This is a genomic window from Sphingobium sp. EP60837 (assembly GCF_001658005.1).
Taxonomy (GTDB): Bacteria; Pseudomonadota; Alphaproteobacteria; order Sphingomonadales; family Sphingomonadaceae; genus Sphingobium; species Sphingobium tyrosinilyticum.
Genome location: NZ_CP015987.1, coordinates 998,074 through 1,015,034 on the forward strand (window position 1 = coordinate 998,074; position 16,961 = coordinate 1,015,034).

The following is a 16,961-nucleotide window of genomic DNA, read 5'->3' on the forward strand; positions in this document are numbered from 1 at the left end:
AGCGGCGTGCTCGCCGTGCATCTGCCGACGTGGGATAGACCGCCCGGCATTTGAACGCAGGCAGGAATGATTACGCTTAACGGATAAAAACGCTTGGCCGTTCGCTTGAGTTAGTGAGCGGGTGGGGTGGAGGCACCTATAGACATAACTATAAGAGCGATATGGCGCGTTATCACTTTCACCTCCATGATCGGTCGGGCATGCTGTCCGACGAAGAAGGAGTGGCGCTCGACAGTCCGGCAGAGGCGCTTCGTCTCGCCCTAACAAATGCGCGCGGGTTGATTAGCGACGATGTTGCCAGCGGCGTGCTCGACCTCAGTGGAGCAATCCAGGTCACCGATGAACAGGGTCGGACCCTGTTGATTTTGCCATTTGAAGAGGCTGTAACCCAGATAAAGGCGAAGCCGGTCCTCCGCGAATAGCCTACAAGCCGTTTAAAGGATTGCCGATGATCACGCTTCACCATTTGGTCTATTCCCGATCGACCCGAGTCCTGTGGGCACTTGAAGAACTCGGTATCCCCTATGAACTGGTCGTCTATCAGCGCACGCCTTCCTTCCGGGCGCCACCGGAACTGGCGACCGTGCATCCGCTGGGCAAAGCCCCGGTTATAGTTGATGACGGGCTCGTCGTCGCGGAATCGGGCGCTATCCTCACCTATTTGAACGATCAGCATGGCGGCGGCCGTCTCGCGCCGCCGATCGGCAGCAAGGCTCGGGTCATTCACGACGAATGGCTGCATTATGTCGAAGGGTCTGCAGCAATGCCGGTCATGCTCACCTTAATCGGCGGCATGGTGGGCGGCTTACAGGAGAATTTGACTGATTTCGTACAGCCCGAACTGGTGAAGACCATGGCGTACATCGCCGATGGCGTGGGTGAGGGACCCTGGCTGATGGGTGAAGACTTCACCATCGCTGACATTCAACTCGCCTATCTGGTCGAACTGGCCGCCGGGGCGGGATTAGCTGCCGATCATCCGGGTCTGAAAACCTATCTTTCCCGCCTGCAGGCCCGGCCGGCCTATGAAAAGGCTATATCTTCGGGCGGCCGGGTGGTTCCGTCACGACCGGGCTAAGGCGGGCGAAGGCTTGTCCCCGCTTGGTCTCACTTTGCTACCCTCAAGGTTCATGAGGCCAGGTTGACCATATTCGATGCGGGACCGGCGCTCGAGGAGTCCTTCTTCCAACATAAGGCGCCCACCATTGCGCGCGGGCTGATAGGCGCCACGCTGCTCATTAACGGAGTGGGCGGCCGTATCGTCGAAACGGAAGCTTATGACATAAGCGATCCTGCATCTCACAGTTTTGGCGGGCAGAAGCGCCGCAACGCCGTTATGTTCGGCCCGCCTGGCCACGCCTATATCTACCGGATCTACGGCCTACACTGGTGCCTGAACGCGGTGGCAGGGGAAGCTGGAAGTGCGGTCCTCATCCGCGCGTTGGAACCGTTAGAGGGTATCGGGCAGATGGTCGTTCGCAGGGGCATCAGCGATCCGCGCCTGCTATGTTCAGGACCCGGCCGATTATGTCAGGCTTTGGGGATCGATGGATCGCTTAACGGAGCGCCGCTCGGCGATGCTCCGTTCCAGCTATTCGCACCTGGCGGGGAGTCGCCGATCACTGAAGGCCGACGGATCGGCATCCGCGTTGGAGTGGACACGCCTTGGCGCTTCGGCCTCAGCAACTCGCCATTCCTTAGCCGCCCCTTTGCCGGGGAAGGGTTTGCGGCCGGCTAGATTAGCGGTCAGCCGCCATCTTTGCCATCATTGTCCGTTGAGCAGGGGAAGGGAACTGCATTGCCAGAATGAGGCTCTCGGCGATCCTCTCAGCCTTCGTCTGCAGGCCGGCGGCGACCTCCGCCGGAAGCATGAGGCTTGTCGTCTCGCGCCAAAGCTCAAGCCAGCGGTCGAACTTGGCTCGGTTAATCTGCGCCGCATGCGGGAGGTGCCGCGCCACCGGGTTCCCCTTGTATCTGCCGGTTCCCAGCATCACCGATGACCAGAAGTCGGCGATACGCTCCAGATGCTCATCCCAGTCGTACACGGCACTGTTGAAAATCGGTCCAAGCTGATCGTCTTGCCGTACACGGGCATAAAAGGCCCGCAACACTTCGGGCAGGGCTAATTCAAGGTCCTGATAAGACATTTGGCGCCTCTTAGCCTCTGTCTATCCTATCGCCCGATCGAGCACCATAATTGCGCGCTCCAGCGCTGTTTGGGAATTTGGCGGAGACTGTAGCAGCCATCTGCCATTCCGAGCTTCTAAGCCAGCTTCAGACCAGTCGGCGCTATTGTGCGCATGTGGCGTAAGGGCCACGCCTGCCTGGCCGACATCGATGCGCACGATCTTCGCGTCTTTTGCGCTGGCCCGCAAACGCGCTTGGGCCAGCAGCCATTCCGCTGGGTCGGGAAGAGTGCCGAAGCGGTCGAGCAATTCTTCTTCGAAAACATCGATTTCGGATGCCTCCATGAGACGGGCTAGGCGGATGTAAAGACTGAGGCGAATCGACGGGTCGGGTATCCACTCTGCCGGAAAATACCCTTCCGCACCGGCATGAATGTCCGGCATCCATCGCTCATCCTCCTCGCCACGGGCCTGGCGCATCGCGGCGCTCAGCATATGTTGGTAAAGGTCCACCCCGATCAGCTTCATATGCCCTGCCTGCGCGTCCCCAAGCAGATCGCCCGCGCCCCGCATGTCCAGATCCCGCGCGCTGATCTCGAAACCGGCGCCCAGTCGGTCGAAGGCAGTGAGCGCGCGCAGGCGCTTCATCGTCCGCTCGGCAATGGGACTTTCCTTGTCGGTCAACAATAGCACCTGTCCCCTGCGATTTCCGCGTCCGACACGCCCTCGCAGCTGGTGCAGCTGCGCCAGGCCGAAACGATCAGCGCGCCACACGATCATCGTGTTGGCGCGGGGCACATCCAGTCCTGCTTCGATGATGTTGGTGGCCAACAGGATATCACCCTTGCCGTCGGCAAAATCGACCATTGTCTCGTCGATCTCAGCGGCCGGCATCTTACCATGGGCCATCGCGATCGAAAGGTCCGGCACCAGCCTAGCTAATCTTTCGCCCAGCGAGGTCATATCCTCAATGCGCGGCACGACGACAAAGCTCTGCCCGCGACGACCATGTTCACGCATAAGGGCCGTACGGACGCGGCTGTCATCGAATCTGCCCAGGCTGGTGCGGATCGGCTGACGCCGTGCCGGCGGGGTCGCTATGACGGATATCTGCTGAAGTCCTACCAAGGCGGACTGCAGTGTCCGGGGGATCGGGGTCGCGCTTAGAGCGAGCAGATGCACCTCAGCAGAGCCGCGCAGCCGCTTCTTGTCGGCGGCACCGAATTTTTGCTCCTCATCGATTACGACCAGCCCTAGCTTTGCATAGCTGACGCCCTTGCCCACGACTGCGCCGGTGCCAATAACGATATCGATGGAGCCATCGGCCAGTCCCGCTTTGACCGCCCGCTTTTCGGCTGGCGATGAAAGGCGGGAAAGGCTGGCGACCTTTATACCCATCGGCTTAAAGCGGGCGGTAAAACCTTCCAGATGCTGGCGGACCAGCACGGTCGTCGGTGCGGCAACGATGGTCTGATAACCGCTGAGCGCCGCAATGGCTGCAGCGCGCAAAGCCACCTCCGTCTTGCCATAGCCAACATCGCCGACGACAAGCCTGTCCATCGGCCGCCCGCTCGCCAGATCGTCGCGGACGGCCAAGATGGCCCGCGCCTGATCCGCCGTTTCATTGTGGGGAAAGCCGCCCACGAACCGCTCATAGGCGGCGTCATCCGGAACCATTTCGGGCGCGCTTGCCTCCGCGCGCACCTTGGCCATTTCGGCGAGCCCCCGAGCAGTTTGGGCGACTGCGGCCTCTATCTCCCCGCTGCGTTTCTTCCATGAGGAACTGTCGAGTTTGTCCAGCGCCACAGCGTCCGGGTCCGAACCATAGCGCCAGATCCGATTGGCGTCGGCGATGCGTATCAGCCGCCGTGTTCCGCCGCCGTAGCCGAGCGCAATCATTTCAGTTTCTGCGCCGTCCTCCCCTGGCGCCATTTCCAGGCCAAGAGCGATGCCGACGCCATGATCTTCATGAATGACGACATCGCCCAACTGGATCTGCGTCGCTGCATCGGTCCAGGCGGGTAGTACGCTCGCTGCTATATCCTCGACCAGCGCCCGGCTGCCAAGCAGGTCTGCGGCCGCGACGAACAGGTGGCGATCATCGGCAAAGCCGATATCGACGGGTAAGCGCATGATCGCGGCGCTGGAGAGGGGGAGCGCCGCGACGTCCTGCCAACGGGACAGTTCGACCAAGTCCTTCCCCAATTTTGCCTGCACCTTGCTGCGCAGGAAGCGCAGGTCGCGCTCACCACCTGCGAGGATGAAGATGCGTCCAGAGTCCAGGTGGGGCTGGGCGAAGCGGGCGAAGGCAGTTAGCGGAGACCGCTGCTCAGCAAAGCGAGGGATCTCGGTCGGCGGGTCCAGTGCCACCACCTCCCATCGTCCCAGCGCTTCTTCCCACTCCTCCTGAGGCGCGCGATCATCCCGGCCCTTAACCTCAGCCGCCAAGGCAAGGAAGCGCTGCCGCCGCTTTTCCGCCTTGGCCGAGTAGCTTATCTTTCCGGGCTGGAGATGAGCAAGGATCGTGACGGGGCGTTCCGCCAGAGGTTCCGCCGCTCGGCCGACGGCGATGCAATCCAGTTCCTCGATGGTTCGCTGGCTGATGGGGTCATAGGCGCGAAGGCTGGCCACCTTGCCGTCCACAAGCTCCACGCGGACCGGCGTTCCGGCGTCGGCTGGGAAGATGTCGGAAACCTCGCCTCGGATAGCCATCTCGCCCGGCTCATCCACTCGGTCGTCCGGAAAATAACCGATCTGGGTCAGGCGTTCTGCCAACTCGTTAAGGGTCAGCAGGTCGCCTATGCGAAGCGTGGGTGGGGAGACATCAAAGGCGTCCGGCGGCGGATAGGCGCGCCCAGCAGCTTCGCCGCTCATGATCAGCGCGACAGGAGATGATGCCGCGCGCCGCAACGCGTGCAGCGCGGCAACCCGCTGTCCTACATTGGCAGGGGAGGCCGGGGCGCTGTCGCCCGGCAATGTGTCGCTGGAAGGCAAGAATATCACCCGGCTGTCCGGCATCAAGGCAGATAATGTAGCGGCTAGCCGCTCAGCCTGCTGATCGTCATCAGCTAAATAGAGGAGATTTTCGCGCCCCATAAAATCTGCCAACCGGGTCGCAACCCAGGCGATAGTCATTCACCGACCTCCAATGCTGCGTCCCCAGGAGCAAACCCTTGTGCATCGGCGGAGTTTCTTCACCTTTTAATAAATGACCGCGTCGCCGGTTCAGTATCCCGATCGTTCCGTCATTACCGCTTCGATTACAGTCACCTTCGCGTCATCATTTATGTCTACCGACACAAGGACCGGCGAGTTGAGCGGAGCGTCTCCTCGCGCCTCCTCTTTCTGCATAGCAGGTGCGTCTCCTCCGCTCACAACCTCGCCGACGCTGTTTTCCGGTCCATCTGCGGCGATGAAGATGTCGCTTCGGTCAACGCCATGTTCCTGGACCAGCAGTTCTACGGCGCTATCCGCCTCGGCCCGGGTTGCGAACCGTCGTTCAATCGTCTGGCTCATGTCAGTCCTTTCTTATGCGGTGGTAGTGACCGGGGGTAATCAGTCCTCCTGAATCTCCGCGCCCAACGCATCCTCCTCGTCGCTGTCCAATTGAGCATCGATCGCTTCGGCGATCAGGTCCAACTGCTCATAACTTGCCGTCAGCTCAATCGCGCTGCCGTCCTCCGTTTCAAACGTCAGCAGATATTCATCCTCGGCATCGTCAATCTGAAATCTTGAAATCTTCGTCGGCATGGCAACCTCCTGGACATGTTCGGCTCGCGAACTTCGACACAGGAAGGGTTACCAGTCGGGATGGTTCCCAACCCTTGTTGTGCCAACGACCAGCCGGTCAGGGAAAAGGTCAGACTTGTTGAAACGGGTAGGGCGTCGGCCCCCGTTGATATTGACTGACGGCGAGCGATCGGGTGATCGGCGGCAATGCGCGGTCGGGGCAGGCCACACGGGGGCAGATGTGGCACGCCGGGCCGATCAGGTTCGGCTGATCTGGCAGCATGTCGGCAGCGGCCATGCGCGCAGCATGCTTTACGTGACATCCAAGTGCGATGGCCTGGACCGACTTGGCCTGAGGATCGAGCGAATGAGGAACTGCGCGCGTGAAGGTCATATAGCGCTCGCCGTCGGGCATCTCGACAATTTCCGCCACGCTTCGTTCGGGCATGTGAAAGGCGCGCCACGCGTTCCAGCGTGGGCATCCCCCGCCAAATTGAGCGAGCGGCATCCCCTCGCCCGCGAAGCGTTTCGAGATGGTCCCTGCAATATCGACCTTTAGCAGGAAGAACGGCACCCCCCGCTCGCCACTGCGCGCCAGTGTCGTCAGCCGGTGCGCCGTCTGCTCATAGGATGCGCCGAAGCGGCGTTGCAGCAGGTCCATGTCATAGCGGCCTTCCTCCGCCGCGCTAAGAAAGCGGCTGTAGGGCATGATCAGCGCAGCGGCGGCGTAGTTGGTCAGCATGGTCCGCAGCAAGGGCCGCGTCTCACTGTCGGGCGCGCCTCGCTCGATAATTTCGGCGATCGGTTTTTCCATCTCCATCATGCTGATCTGGAATCCTGCGGCGAACAGGCGGCCTGACGCGGGCAGCCGGTCGGAGATCATCAGCCGCCGCCTATGAAAGTCGTAGAAGCGCCGCCCGCCAGCCATGGCCTTGTCGTTCATGATGCGGGTGGACACAGCATGATCCCGCTCCAACCGCTGCCGCAGGGCAACGAAAAGTTCGGCGGGCTCGTCGGGCAGAGTGCCAGCGATTCCTTCCGCTGCGGCATCAAGGGCGGGGAAGTGGTTGTTATTCTCATGCACAAAGTCGCGCAGCCAATCGAGCGCGGTGCTGGTTCGGGAATGCCCGCCCGCCTGATTGATTGCCTCGGGCAACCGCCGCAAATCCGTTATCGCGCGATAAAGGCGCGTGATCGCTTCGGTCGCGCCGGGATAATTTTCCGCGATCTCATTCACCTCATCACGTGGGACGCCGATGTCGCGGAGGAGCGCATCGGTGAAGATTTCCATGAGCCCGCCCGCCGCGTCGGGCAGTGTTCCTGAGACGAATTCGCGAATGTCCAGGTCATAGGTCTGGGCGAAGCGCAGAAGCATCTGCGCGGAGAGAGGCCGCTGGTTCCGCTCCAGATGATTGAGATAGCTGGGACTGACGCCCAACTCCTCCGCCATTTGCGATTGGTTGAGGCCCAGCTCGCGGCGAAGCAGCCGCAGCTTAGGACCGAGATAGAGCTTCCGTTCTGTGGCTGCCTTCATGAAGCCATTCTGTCAAAAATTCACAAGATGTACAATGTAAATTGTGACTTCGCGGCTTTCATAGCCATTCCGCCTGATGCGCAGATGCGTCACTACCTCCCCATGGGCTTCAGGAAATTGAAGCAAGCGAAAGGAACCAAGGGACATGAACAGCGAACAACAGCGCGCTCGGGCGGTTTTCTCGACAGAGGATTTCTCCCTGCTTCGTGAAGCGGTCGCCCATTATCTGAACGAGGTCAGGGACCAGCCCGCATCGATCAAGTTCGCCCATCTCTATCACCGGTTGGGCCGCGTCGCGCCAAGCGGCCGAAGCTGATCGCGGTTTACTCCAGAGGAATTGACGAATGACATATCAGGGTGACGTCGCGGCTGCGGCGGAGATGATTAAGGGCAACGGCGCGTCATGGAGCGCGATCGACGCGAACGCTGTTACGCGCATGCGGTTGCAGAACCGCTTCCGGAGCGGTCTCGACATCGCGCGCCATACGGCCAGGATCATGCGGCAGGACATGGCCGCCTATGATGCCGATCCGAGAGCATATACACAGTCGCTCGGCTGCTGGCACGGCTTCATCGGCCAGCAGAAGATGATCAGCATCAAGAAGCATTTCGGATCGACGAAGGGTAAATATCTTTATCTTTCGGGATGGATGGTCGCCGCGCTCCGCAGTGAGTTCGGCCCATTGCCGGACCAGTCGATGCACGAAAAGACGAGCGTGCCCGCCCTCATCAGTGAGCTTTACACCTTCCTGAAACAGGCCGACGCCCGCGAACTGAGCCTCATGTTCCGCGATCTCGACCATGCGCGGGACAGTGGCAACGAGGTTGAAGCCCAGCGCCTGTCCCATGCGATCGACAATTATGAAACACATGTCGTCCCGATCATCGCCGACATCGACGCGGGTTTCGGCAATGCGGAGGCGACCTACCTTCTGGCCAAAAAGATGATCGAGGCGGGCGCGTGCGCGCTGCAGATCGAGAATCAGGTTTCAGATGAGAAGCAATGCGGACATCAGGATGGCAAGGTCACGGTGCCGCACGAAGACTTTCTCGCGAAAATCCGCGCCTGCCGTTACGCCTTCCTGGAATTGGGGATGGAGGATGGCATCATCGTCGCCCGCACGGACTCGCTGGGCGCGGGGCTCACCAAGCAGATCGCCTATGTCCGGGAAAAGGGCGACCTGGGCGACCAGTATAACAGCTTCCTCGATTGCGAACCCATAGAGACGCTGAGCGAAGGGGATGTGCTGATCGTCCGCGACGGGCAGATGATGCGTCCCAAGCGGCTGCCGTCAAACCTGTACCAGTTCCGCGAAGGGACGGGCGAGGATCGTTGCGTGCTCGACTGCATCACATCGTTGCAGAACGGCGCGGACCTGCTGTGGATCGAAACTGAAAAGCCGCATATCGATCAGATCGCATCCATGGTTGATCGTATTCGGGAAGTCGTTCCCGACGCGAAGCTGGTTTACAATAATTCGCCGTCCTTCAACTGGACGCTCAACTTCCGTCAGCAGGTTTATGACCGCTGGTTGGCGGAGGGGAGGGGCCTGGAGTCCTATGATCGCGCGAAGCTGATGAGCGCGGAATATGACCTGACCGAACTGGCCTTAGAAGCTGACGAGAAGATCCGCACCTTTCAGAAAGACGCGTCGGCGCGGGCCGGCATCTTCCACCACCTCATCACCTTGCCGACCTATCACACCGCAGCGCTCAGCACGGACAATCTCGCCAGGGACTATTTCGGCGAGGCTGGCATGCTGGGCTATGTCGCCGGGGTGCAGCGCAAGGAGATCCGCGAGGGCATCGCCTGCGTGAAACATCAGAATATGTCGGGCTCCGATATCGGCGATGATCATAAGGAATATTTTGCCGGTGAGGCGGCGCTCAAGGCGGGCGGCGCTCACAACACCATGAACCAGTTCGCAGCCTGACAGCCAAGCCAGCCATTTCCCCTTGCCGCGTCACGAAACCGCGGGCACAGATTAAATCACCGCCGCTAGAGCGGATGACGGACGGAGCGGGGAGGGGAAATGACCGCGGAGAAGGAGGGCGCTGAACCTGGAGCGCATGCCCCCTATGTAGGGGGTGCGAGCGTGGTTGCGTTGGCGCTCGGTATTCCCGTGCTCATCTCCATGCTCGCTCTGGCGATCGCGCCGGGGGTCCTGCAGATGGCGCAGGAATTCGGTGCGCTCACCGCGCAACTGGTGCTGACTGTGCCTGCGATGGTGATGATCGTCGGTGCTGCGATTTCTGGCTATCTGTCCGAACGCTGGGGACGGCGCGCAGTCATCTCCGCCTGTCTGCTGGTTTATGCGATTGCAGGCGTTAGCGGCGGAATGGCCCCTAGCTTGACCCTGCTCGTCACCGCGCGTGTTGTCAGCGGTTTTGTGGGTGGTGTCCTGCTGACCTCCGTTTATGCCGTGATCGGCGAATATTTCGAGGGCGGCAGGCGGGAGTCGCTCCTTGGCTTCATGTCCACCGCCGCATCGATTGCTTCTCTGGGCCTCCTCGTGGTCATGGGTTATGTTGTCGAGCGCTTTGGCTGGCGCGCTCCGTTCATGCTCTACGGCGTCAGTCTGCTGCTCATCCCCTGCGCGCTCAGAGGGTTACATCGCGGACTTTCGGCCGCCAGCGTTTCGCTCAGTTGGCGGCCCGTGCTTCGCGGATGGACGTTCTACCTGCTCCTGACCGGCTATACGGTCGGCATGTATATGATGGTCATTCAGGGGCCTTTCCTGATGGCCGCCAAGGGCTTCACCGCGCCTTCCACCATAGGGCAGTTCATCGGCTTGTCGTCACTCGTCGGCGCGATATGCAGCGCTTTCTACGGGCTGATGCGGCGCTGGCTGGGTTTCAGGCAGATGTTCGTCCTGATCTCGCTCGCAATCGGCCTCGGCCTGCCGCTCGCTGCCTGGGCGCCCAGCGGAGCCTGGGTACTGCTTTCGATGATCGTCGTGGGAGTGGGCATCGGCATCATCGAACCGACAGTGGCCTCGGAGTTGCTGCTGCGGACGCCAGAACCGCTGCACGACCGCGCGATGGGTGTGAACGTCGCGGCCATGTTCCTGGGCCAGTTCCTCAATCCGCTGCTGCTAGCTCCGGTCCGGGAAGCTTATGGCATTGCCTTTGCCTTCACCGCAGTGGGTTTGGCCTATTTGCTGGCGGCTGGCCTGTTCGCCGCCAGCATAGGTCACCGCTGGACCGTCAAGCCGCAGGTTCCTTAGACGCCGAAGCCGCCCGAAACGGATATGTGCTGCCCCGTCACATAGGCAGCTTCGTTGGACGCGAAGAACACGCACGCATGCCCGATTTCCTCCGCCGTGCCCCAGCGCTTCAGGCAGAGCAGCCGATGCGTATTATCCACCCATCTTTGGTCGATCTGGCCGAGGCGGCTGAGTTCATGAAGCTGTCCTGCATCGATGACGCCGACCAACACTGAATTAGCGCGAATACCGTAGCGACCTTCTTCCTTGGCGATGCCCTTCACCAGCTGTTCGTTCGATGCCTTGACGGCGACGGACATGCCGTCGCGGGAGGGCCACCAATCATGCCCGGCCGATCCAAGTGTAACGAAACTGCCGCCGCCCTGATCGCGCATATGCGGCACGACCGTTTGGACGACCGTCAAAAAGCCATGAACTTCGACGTCGAAAGCGTGTCGCCACTCTTCCATGGGGGTGGAGGTCAGATAGCGCTGATTGACCAGCGGTCCTGCAGCCCAGATAACGGTGTGAATACGGCCATGCTCGGCGATCGCCTCATCGACTACTGCTCGAATGTCATTCGCGTCGGTTACGTCAGCGCGGTGGATGCTGACATGGCGGCCATGTTCCTGCGCCGCCGAGGCCACCTCTTCCGCACGCTTCTGATTGCCGCGATAGACGATCGCGATATCGGAGCCCTGCTGCGCGAATATGCGGGAAATGCCGCTGCCGATACCGCCGCTGCCGCCGAACAGCAGCGTGCAGCCCTTTTCAAATGTAGCCAAGAAACTCTCCCTCTATCTTGCCTTGCCGCGCCATTCGGACGTCAGCTCTCCAATGTCGAACGGCCGCACCATCATCAGCACGCCACTCCATTCGCGGCCTTCCAGCCGTGCGGCTTGTTCCTGCTCGCCGATCATATGAATATCGTCGCGCAGCGCCTCGAACAAAGCATGCACCCTGGCCCGCCCGGCCTCGCTCAACGACACCATGTCTGACATATAGAGCGCCTCGGGCGATCCGAAATTTAGCGACATGAACAGCGGCTTCACCGTCCGTTCGAACGCCATCGACAAGGGGCCGCCCCGCCGCCAGCGTACCGCGCGCCGCATCTTTGACCGGATGCGGCCACGCGAAGGTGCTTCGATCAGACTTAGCCGCTTCAGCCGCTCCAGATGGCTTTCCAGCCGGTCTGCTGGCAGGCCGAACTCCTGCTCCAGATCCTGCCGCTGCGCGCCATGGAGAATGGCGAAGAAAACCAGCGCCAAGCCCCGGTCTGCGGCCAGAACCCGCTCCTGCGCTAGCGTGAAGCTTTCCTGCTGATCGTCGCCGCGGCCCACCAGATCGCGCATGTCGAGATCGGCGATTGCGCAAATCTCGTCCAGCCGGTCGAGCGTCAGCCCCTCGCCACGAAGCCACCGCCATATGGTCGGTTCCGCCACCTCCATCTGTGTGGCGAGACTAGCCACCCGGATCCCCCTTGCCTTCAATTCCCGCCGCAGTTGGAGCAGAATGGTAGCGATACCGGGACGGCGCGTCTTGGGCATTTTTCGTGAACCTGTCTTTGATTGATCGAGGTCGATCATATTACGATAGTTCATTTCAGAAGCCGATTGCACTGCTTTCAACAGACAGGCACTTTCCGCCCATAGATTGGCTGAGCGACGCAGCCATTTCAGGAGAGGCATATGGCGACCACCGCTGAATATAACCTGGGCGAATTCACCTTTCCGCGCGGCTGGCTGATGGTCGCGCGAGCCGCCGACGTGACCGGCGCGCCTACCGCCCTGCGCATGCTGGGACGCGAACTGGTCATCTATCGCGGCGAATCCGGCCGGATCGTTCTGCTCGACGCCTATTGCCCGCACATGCAGGCGCATCTGGCCGCCGAACAGACCTCCGACGCGGCGGCTCAACGGATCGAAGGGGATTCGATCCGCTGCCCCTATCATAGCTGGCGCTTCGGGCCCGACGGTAAGTGCGACCATATCCCCTATTTCGATGGCAACATCCCGGCTGCCGCCAAGGTGCGCTCCTATCCGGTGGAAGAGCGGTTCGGTTGCGTCTTTGCCTGGCACGATCCGGAGGAAGGCGCGCCCGACTATGCGTTGCCCGACTTGCCCGAATGGGACGACCCGCAGTGGATGCGTGGCGAGTATGACGACCTTGGCACGCTGAACGTCCATCCGCAGGAGATACTCGACAATCTGGTCGATACCCGGCACTTCGGCCCGATCCACGGCCAGAAACTGGCCTATTTCGATTCCGTGTTCGAAGGGCCGATCGGTAAGCAGATTTCAGGCGGCGGTCACGAAACGATGACGAGCGAAAGCGGGGTGTTGGACGTCGATGCCTTCTACACCGGCCCTGGCATCCTCATCGCCCGCTACTCAGGCGAGACCGACGCCGTCCAGATCATCTGCCATACGCCCAAGGAAGATGGCGTGACGCAGGTATGGCACAGCATCGTGACGCGAGCGCTAAACACGCCGCCGACCGCCGCCGACGCCGAACTTCGCTCGCAATATCATGCTGCGGGTTTGGCTGCCTTCTCGCAGGATTTCGCGATCTGGCGGACCAAGGGACCGGCCTTCAACATTCTGCGCCTGCCCACCGATGGGCCATTTCATCGCAGCCGCGCCTGGTATCGCCAATTCTATAATCCGCGCGACAAAGCCGCGGAGTTTCAGGCGCGCGCCAATGGAGTGCATCATACCAGCGGCATGGCTCCCGCACCCAATTTGCAAGCCGCCGAATAAGCGGACGGATAACGTAAGAAAGGAAGAGAATGAGCAGGGCATTTCCTGAAGGCGCTGTGGCCGTGTTTGGCGGTAGCGGTGGGATCGGCAAGGGGGTCGCGCTGGAATTCGCCAAGGCGGGCACGGACGTCGCGATCTTCTACCGTTCCAAGAAGGACAGCGCAGAAGCGGCGGCTGAAGAAGTCCGCAAGCTGGGCCGCAAGGCGAGCATCCATCAGGCGGACGCGCGCAGCTATGAGGAGCTTGAAGCCGGCTTCGCAAGCGCTGTGGAGGCGCATGGCCGCGTTCACAGCATCGTCTGGGGCGCTGGCCCCATCGTGGCGCAGGTCAACATCGCAGACTGGTCGCTGGAGCAGTTCCGCGCGTCGATGGAGATTGAGGCGTTCGGCTTCTATTATGCCGTGCGCATCGCCATCCCGCATTTCCGGGCAAAGGGCGGCGGCTCCTTCGTTCACCTGGGATCGGCGGGCCATGATTGGTGGCCGCACCTCGACGGCCTGTCGGTCGCGCCCAAGGCGTGCAATGAATCGCTGATCAAGGGCATTGCGAAGGAAGAGGGCGTTCACGAAATCCGCGCCAATTCCGTGCTGGTGGGCGTGATCGACGCCGGCCAGTTCAAGGTTGGCCAGCAGGAAGGCTATTTCGACGCCGAATGGGAACGCAACGTCAAGGCGATGCTGCCCATCAAGCGTTGGGGCTTGGCCGAGGATATCGGCAAGGCCGCCGTATTCCTGGCGTCGGACGACGCCAATTATGTGACGGGCCAGACCATCTCGGTCGCCGGAGGCTTCGGTGTCTGACATTGCAACCGGGGATGGCGCGCTTCATCCCCATTGCCTGTCGATGGACGAGGTGCGGGACCGCGCGGCGCTCCAGCACCTCGTCACCGCCTATGGCCATGGCATCGACCGGCGTGACTATGGCCTGCTGCAGTCGCTCTACCATGAAGACGCGATCGACGATCACAGTCCCTATTATTGCGGTCCGGCGACGGGGTACATCGATTGGCTGCCGCAGATGCTGGCGACTTGGGCCGCCACATCCCACGCCATGTTGAACATGCTGTTCCTGCTGGACGGCGACCGCGCGGAAGGCGTCATCACCGCCCGTGCGTGGCATTTGACGGCAGATGGAACGCGCGAGTTCATCGCCTGGGGCCGCTATGCCGATAGTTATGAAAGGCGTGGAGGCGTCTGGCGTTTCGCCCACCGATTCTTCATCCTTGATGCCACCGAGGAACGCGCTGCTGAGCCGCAGGACAGTTTCGGCACCGAAGGAGTGGAAACTGGCCGGGCGGGGGCGGACGATCCCCTCTATCGGCGTCTCCCTATGTTCAGCGCCGATCGCCGGGCGCGTGACGGCCGGACGGATTGACTGCGGCCGCTCACGCGTGCCGATCAGCTTTGTGGCAAATGGGTGCCAATGCCGCTCAGAAATATGCCCGTTACAAGCGTCGCATGTTCGGCCATCTCGCCATCGGTCATGGGGGCCCCACCGAACAGCAGCCGGCGTTGCCATTCGCCAAAGGCCATGGCGACGAATTGCTTGGCAAGGCTGTGGCTAACGGTGGGAGGCACGCCTTCTTCTTCCAGCAGCGCTGCAACTGGGCTGACCTGATGCCGTTCGAATTGTAAGCGGGCGATCTTCCGCAGTTCGTCGAAGTCGCTTCCTTCCCGGTAGATCAACCGCGCGATACGCATACTGCGCGGGGAGAATAGCTGTCGCTGCATCTCAGCGGCGTAGGTGGCCAGTTGCGTGTGAAGGTCGCCTTTTAGATCGGGTAATTCCGGCCGTATCTGCGCACCGGATTGTTCAAGGCAGGCTTCGAAGAGCGAAAGCTTGTCGGGAAAATGATTATAGAGCGTGCGGCTCGACACCTGCGCCTTTTCCGCAATGTCGCGCAGCGAAGCAGCATGAAAGCCCGTCCGCGCAAATTCGTCAAGCGCGACGAGGATGAGGTTGTTACGCTTCTGTTCGGCCACCTCTGGGGTAGGGCGGCCCGCGCGCCTTTTGATGCTTGGTTTATCCATCATGCGTCTCGTTGCGCAGTGAAGGCGAAATGGCAAGAGCGGGCTCTCGCCGCCGGGTAAAGCGCGCCTGAACCTATCCGCGAGAATGCCCGACTTCGGCATGCGGGTTGCCTTCATCATCCATTCCGAAGGGCACGTGAATCTCTCATGGATTGCTGGCGCGCGATGCCGCGTCAGTGGTCCAGCCGCCGCCCAACGCTCTGAACAGGTCGATCTGCGCGAAGGCTACGGCGCGGTCGGCGGCGGCAAGATCGCTCTCCGCCGCAGCCAGCGTGCGCTGCGCGTCCAGCACCGTCAGAAAGTCGATCCTGCCTTCGCGTTGCCGGGCTAGGCTGATGCGCGCGGCGCGATCGGCGGACACGCGTGCGGCCTTGAGCGTGTCGCGGCGGTCCAGGGCGTGCGCATAGACCGACAGGGCGGTCTCGGTCTCCTCCAGCGCGCGGAGCACCGTTCCGTCGAAGGTCGCGAGCGCGGCGCTGGCGTCAGACTTTGCAGCGGCAATGCGGGCGCGATTGGCCTCCTGATTGGGAAACGCCCAGTTTATAAGCGGCCCCAGCAACCAGCGGAACGGCCCGCCGCCCAATATGTCGCCCCCGCCGATCGCCGTCGTGCCGATGGAGCCGCCCAGCGTAATACGCGGATAGAGGTCCGCAGTCGCTACTCCAATCCGCGCAGTGTCGGCGGCGAGCCGCTGCTCGGCGGCGCGCACATCCGGACGGCGGGCGAGCAAGACCCGGCCATCGCCAACCGGAATGGGCTGCGTAAGGTCCGGCGTCACCTTCTGATCGCGAACGATCGCGGGCAGCTCCTGCGGCGTACGCCCTGTTAGCGTGGCGAGCCGGAACAGAGCTGCGTCACGATCCGCGATCAGGCTGGGAATGAGAGCGGCCTGGCTGTCGCGCAGCGCCGTGGTGCGGATTACGTCCAGGCGATCGGATCGGCCGACTTCGAAACGGGCATTGGTGATGCGAATGCTCTTGTCGAGCAAGGCCACGATCTGCTCCGCTACCGCGATACGCTCGGCTGAACTGGTGGCATCGACATAGGCGCGCGCCGTGTCGGCGACGACAGCCACGCGGACCGCATCTGCCTCGCCCGCCGCGGCGCTGAGGTCACCCTTGGCCGCTTCGATGCTGCGCTTCACCCGGCCGAACAGATCGACCTCATATGCGACGTTCAGCCCCGCATCCACGGTCCAATTCTCGCGGTCAGCGCCCGGAAGGGTCTGCGCAGCGGAGGCGCGGCCATAGGTCGGTTGCGCGCTGACGCTGTTCTGGGGCAGCCTGTCCGATCGAGCGCCCCGCAGCCCGGCGCGCGCTTTTTCCAGGCGCGCGACCGCCACGCGTATGTCGGTGTTGGCCTTCAATGCGTCCTGCACCAGCCCCTCGAGCACCGGGTCGTTATAGAGCCGCCACCAATTATCGTCAGGTTGCGCCGCGCTGACCGCCGGGTTGGCCGCGCCGATAAACGCGCCCGCAGCCGTGCTTGGGGTAGCCGGAGCCTTATAGTCCGTCCCTGTCGCGCAGGCGGTGAGCGCCGACGCGCCAAGCAGGAGGGGGAGGAGTGTCTTTGTCATC

The 16,961-nt window shown here is 61.7% G+C and carries 18 protein-coding genes; 9 read left to right on the forward strand and 9 right to left on the reverse strand.

Going from position 1 to position 16,961, the window contains the following annotated elements:
* Positions 1-161: 161 nt before the first annotated feature.
* From EP837_RS17545 to EP837_RS17555, 3 genes are all read left to right on the forward strand, one after another.
* Positions 162-422: a DUF6894 family protein gene (locus EP837_RS17545; RefSeq protein ID WP_066531333.1), complete on the forward strand. Its 261-nt coding sequence runs from the start codon at positions 162-164 to the stop codon at positions 420-422.
* 26 nt (positions 423-448) lie between these two features.
* Positions 449-1,078, forward strand: coding sequence for a glutathione S-transferase family protein (locus tag EP837_RS17550; RefSeq protein ID WP_066531335.1), 630 nt, complete (start codon positions 449-451; stop codon positions 1,076-1,078).
* A 63-nt stretch (positions 1,079-1,141) separates the two neighbouring features.
* Positions 1,142-1,738, forward strand: coding sequence for a DNA-3-methyladenine glycosylase (locus tag EP837_RS17555; RefSeq protein ID WP_225870639.1), 597 nt, complete (start codon positions 1,142-1,144; stop codon positions 1,736-1,738).
* A 1-nt stretch (position 1,739) separates the two neighbouring features.
* On the opposite strand, the gene EP837_RS17560 is transcribed toward EP837_RS17555, so the two are convergent.
* The 5 genes from EP837_RS17560 to EP837_RS17580 form a co-directional block, all read right to left on the reverse strand.
* Positions 1,740-2,147: a group III truncated hemoglobin gene (locus EP837_RS17560; protein ID WP_066531337.1), complete on the reverse strand. Its 408-nt coding sequence runs from the start codon at positions 2,145-2,147 to the stop codon at positions 1,740-1,742.
* A 21-nt stretch (positions 2,148-2,168) separates the two neighbouring features.
* Complete coding sequence (locus tag EP837_RS17565; RefSeq protein ID WP_066531338.1) at positions 2,169-5,261, reverse strand: helicase-related protein; 3,093 nt, start codon at positions 5,259-5,261, stop codon at positions 2,169-2,171.
* Positions 5,262-5,351: 90 nt separating this feature from the next.
* A complete protein-coding gene (locus tag EP837_RS17570; RefSeq protein ID WP_066531339.1) occupies positions 5,352-5,642 on the reverse strand; it encodes a hypothetical protein in 291 nt (96 codons plus the stop codon).
* 39 nt (positions 5,643-5,681) lie between these two features.
* Complete coding sequence (locus tag EP837_RS17575) at positions 5,682-5,876, reverse strand: hypothetical protein (RefSeq protein ID WP_066531341.1); 195 nt, start codon at positions 5,874-5,876, stop codon at positions 5,682-5,684.
* Positions 5,877-5,985: 109 nt separating this feature from the next.
* A complete protein-coding gene (locus tag EP837_RS17580) occupies positions 5,986-7,389 on the reverse strand; it encodes a helix-turn-helix domain-containing protein (RefSeq protein WP_066531343.1) in 1,404 nt (467 codons plus the stop codon).
* A gap of 145 nt (positions 7,390-7,534) precedes the next feature.
* Between EP837_RS17580 and EP837_RS21450 the strand changes: the two genes are divergently transcribed.
* From EP837_RS21450 to EP837_RS17590, 3 genes are all read left to right on the forward strand, one after another.
* A complete protein-coding gene (locus tag EP837_RS21450) occupies positions 7,535-7,705 on the forward strand; it encodes a hypothetical protein (RefSeq protein ID WP_197486372.1) in 171 nt (56 codons plus the stop codon).
* 28 nt (positions 7,706-7,733) lie between these two features.
* The gene (locus tag EP837_RS17585) at positions 7,734-9,323 is read left to right on the forward strand and encodes an isocitrate lyase (RefSeq protein WP_066531345.1); all 1,590 of its coding nucleotides are present in this window, start codon (positions 7,734-7,736) and stop codon (positions 9,321-9,323) included.
* A gap of 99 nt (positions 9,324-9,422) precedes the next feature.
* Complete coding sequence (locus EP837_RS17590; RefSeq protein ID WP_066531346.1) at positions 9,423-10,616, forward strand: MFS transporter; 1,194 nt, start codon at positions 9,423-9,425, stop codon at positions 10,614-10,616.
* Here the strand turns inward: EP837_RS17590 and EP837_RS17595 are convergent.
* Together EP837_RS17595 and EP837_RS17600 are read right to left on the reverse strand one after the other, a co-directional pair.
* The gene (locus EP837_RS17595) at positions 10,613-11,380 is read right to left on the reverse strand and encodes an SDR family NAD(P)-dependent oxidoreductase (RefSeq protein WP_066531348.1); all 768 of its coding nucleotides are present in this window, start codon (positions 11,378-11,380) and stop codon (positions 10,613-10,615) included. The two genes, EP837_RS17590 and EP837_RS17595, sit on opposite strands and share 4 nt — an antisense overlap.
* A 12-nt stretch (positions 11,381-11,392) precedes the next feature.
* Positions 11,393-12,142, reverse strand: a complete 750-nt coding sequence (locus tag EP837_RS17600) for a helix-turn-helix domain-containing protein (protein ID WP_197486373.1) — start codon at positions 12,140-12,142, stop codon at positions 11,393-11,395.
* A 141-nt stretch (positions 12,143-12,283) separates the two neighbouring features.
* On the opposite strand from EP837_RS17600, the gene EP837_RS17605 reads away from it, so the two are divergent.
* Genes EP837_RS17605 through EP837_RS17615 form a run of 3 tightly spaced genes read left to right on the forward strand, consistent with a single transcriptional unit; the run spans position 12,284 to position 14,728 of the window.
* On the forward strand, positions 12,284-13,354 hold the full coding sequence (locus tag EP837_RS17605) for a Rieske 2Fe-2S domain-containing protein (protein WP_066531352.1): 1,071 nt from the start codon (positions 12,284-12,286) through the stop codon (positions 13,352-13,354).
* A 29-nt stretch (positions 13,355-13,383) separates the two neighbouring features.
* Positions 13,384-14,154: an SDR family NAD(P)-dependent oxidoreductase gene (locus EP837_RS17610; RefSeq protein WP_066531357.1), complete on the forward strand. Its 771-nt coding sequence runs from the start codon at positions 13,384-13,386 to the stop codon at positions 14,152-14,154.
* Positions 14,147-14,728: a nuclear transport factor 2 family protein gene (locus EP837_RS17615; protein WP_066531358.1), complete on the forward strand. Its 582-nt coding sequence runs from the start codon at positions 14,147-14,149 to the stop codon at positions 14,726-14,728. The genes EP837_RS17610 and EP837_RS17615 overlap by 8 nt, the downstream gene beginning before the upstream one ends.
* Before the next feature lie 23 nt (positions 14,729-14,751).
* Here the strand turns inward: EP837_RS17615 and EP837_RS17620 are convergent, their stop codons facing one another.
* Together EP837_RS17620 and EP837_RS17625 are read right to left on the reverse strand one after the other, a co-directional pair.
* The gene (locus tag EP837_RS17620) at positions 14,752-15,384 is read right to left on the reverse strand and encodes a TetR/AcrR family transcriptional regulator (protein ID WP_197486374.1); all 633 of its coding nucleotides are present in this window, start codon (positions 15,382-15,384) and stop codon (positions 14,752-14,754) included.
* A 145-nt stretch (positions 15,385-15,529) separates the two neighbouring features.
* Positions 15,530-16,960, reverse strand: a complete 1,431-nt coding sequence (locus EP837_RS17625) for an efflux transporter outer membrane subunit (protein WP_066531810.1) — start codon at positions 16,958-16,960, stop codon at positions 15,530-15,532.
* Position 16,961: the final 1 nt, after the last annotated feature.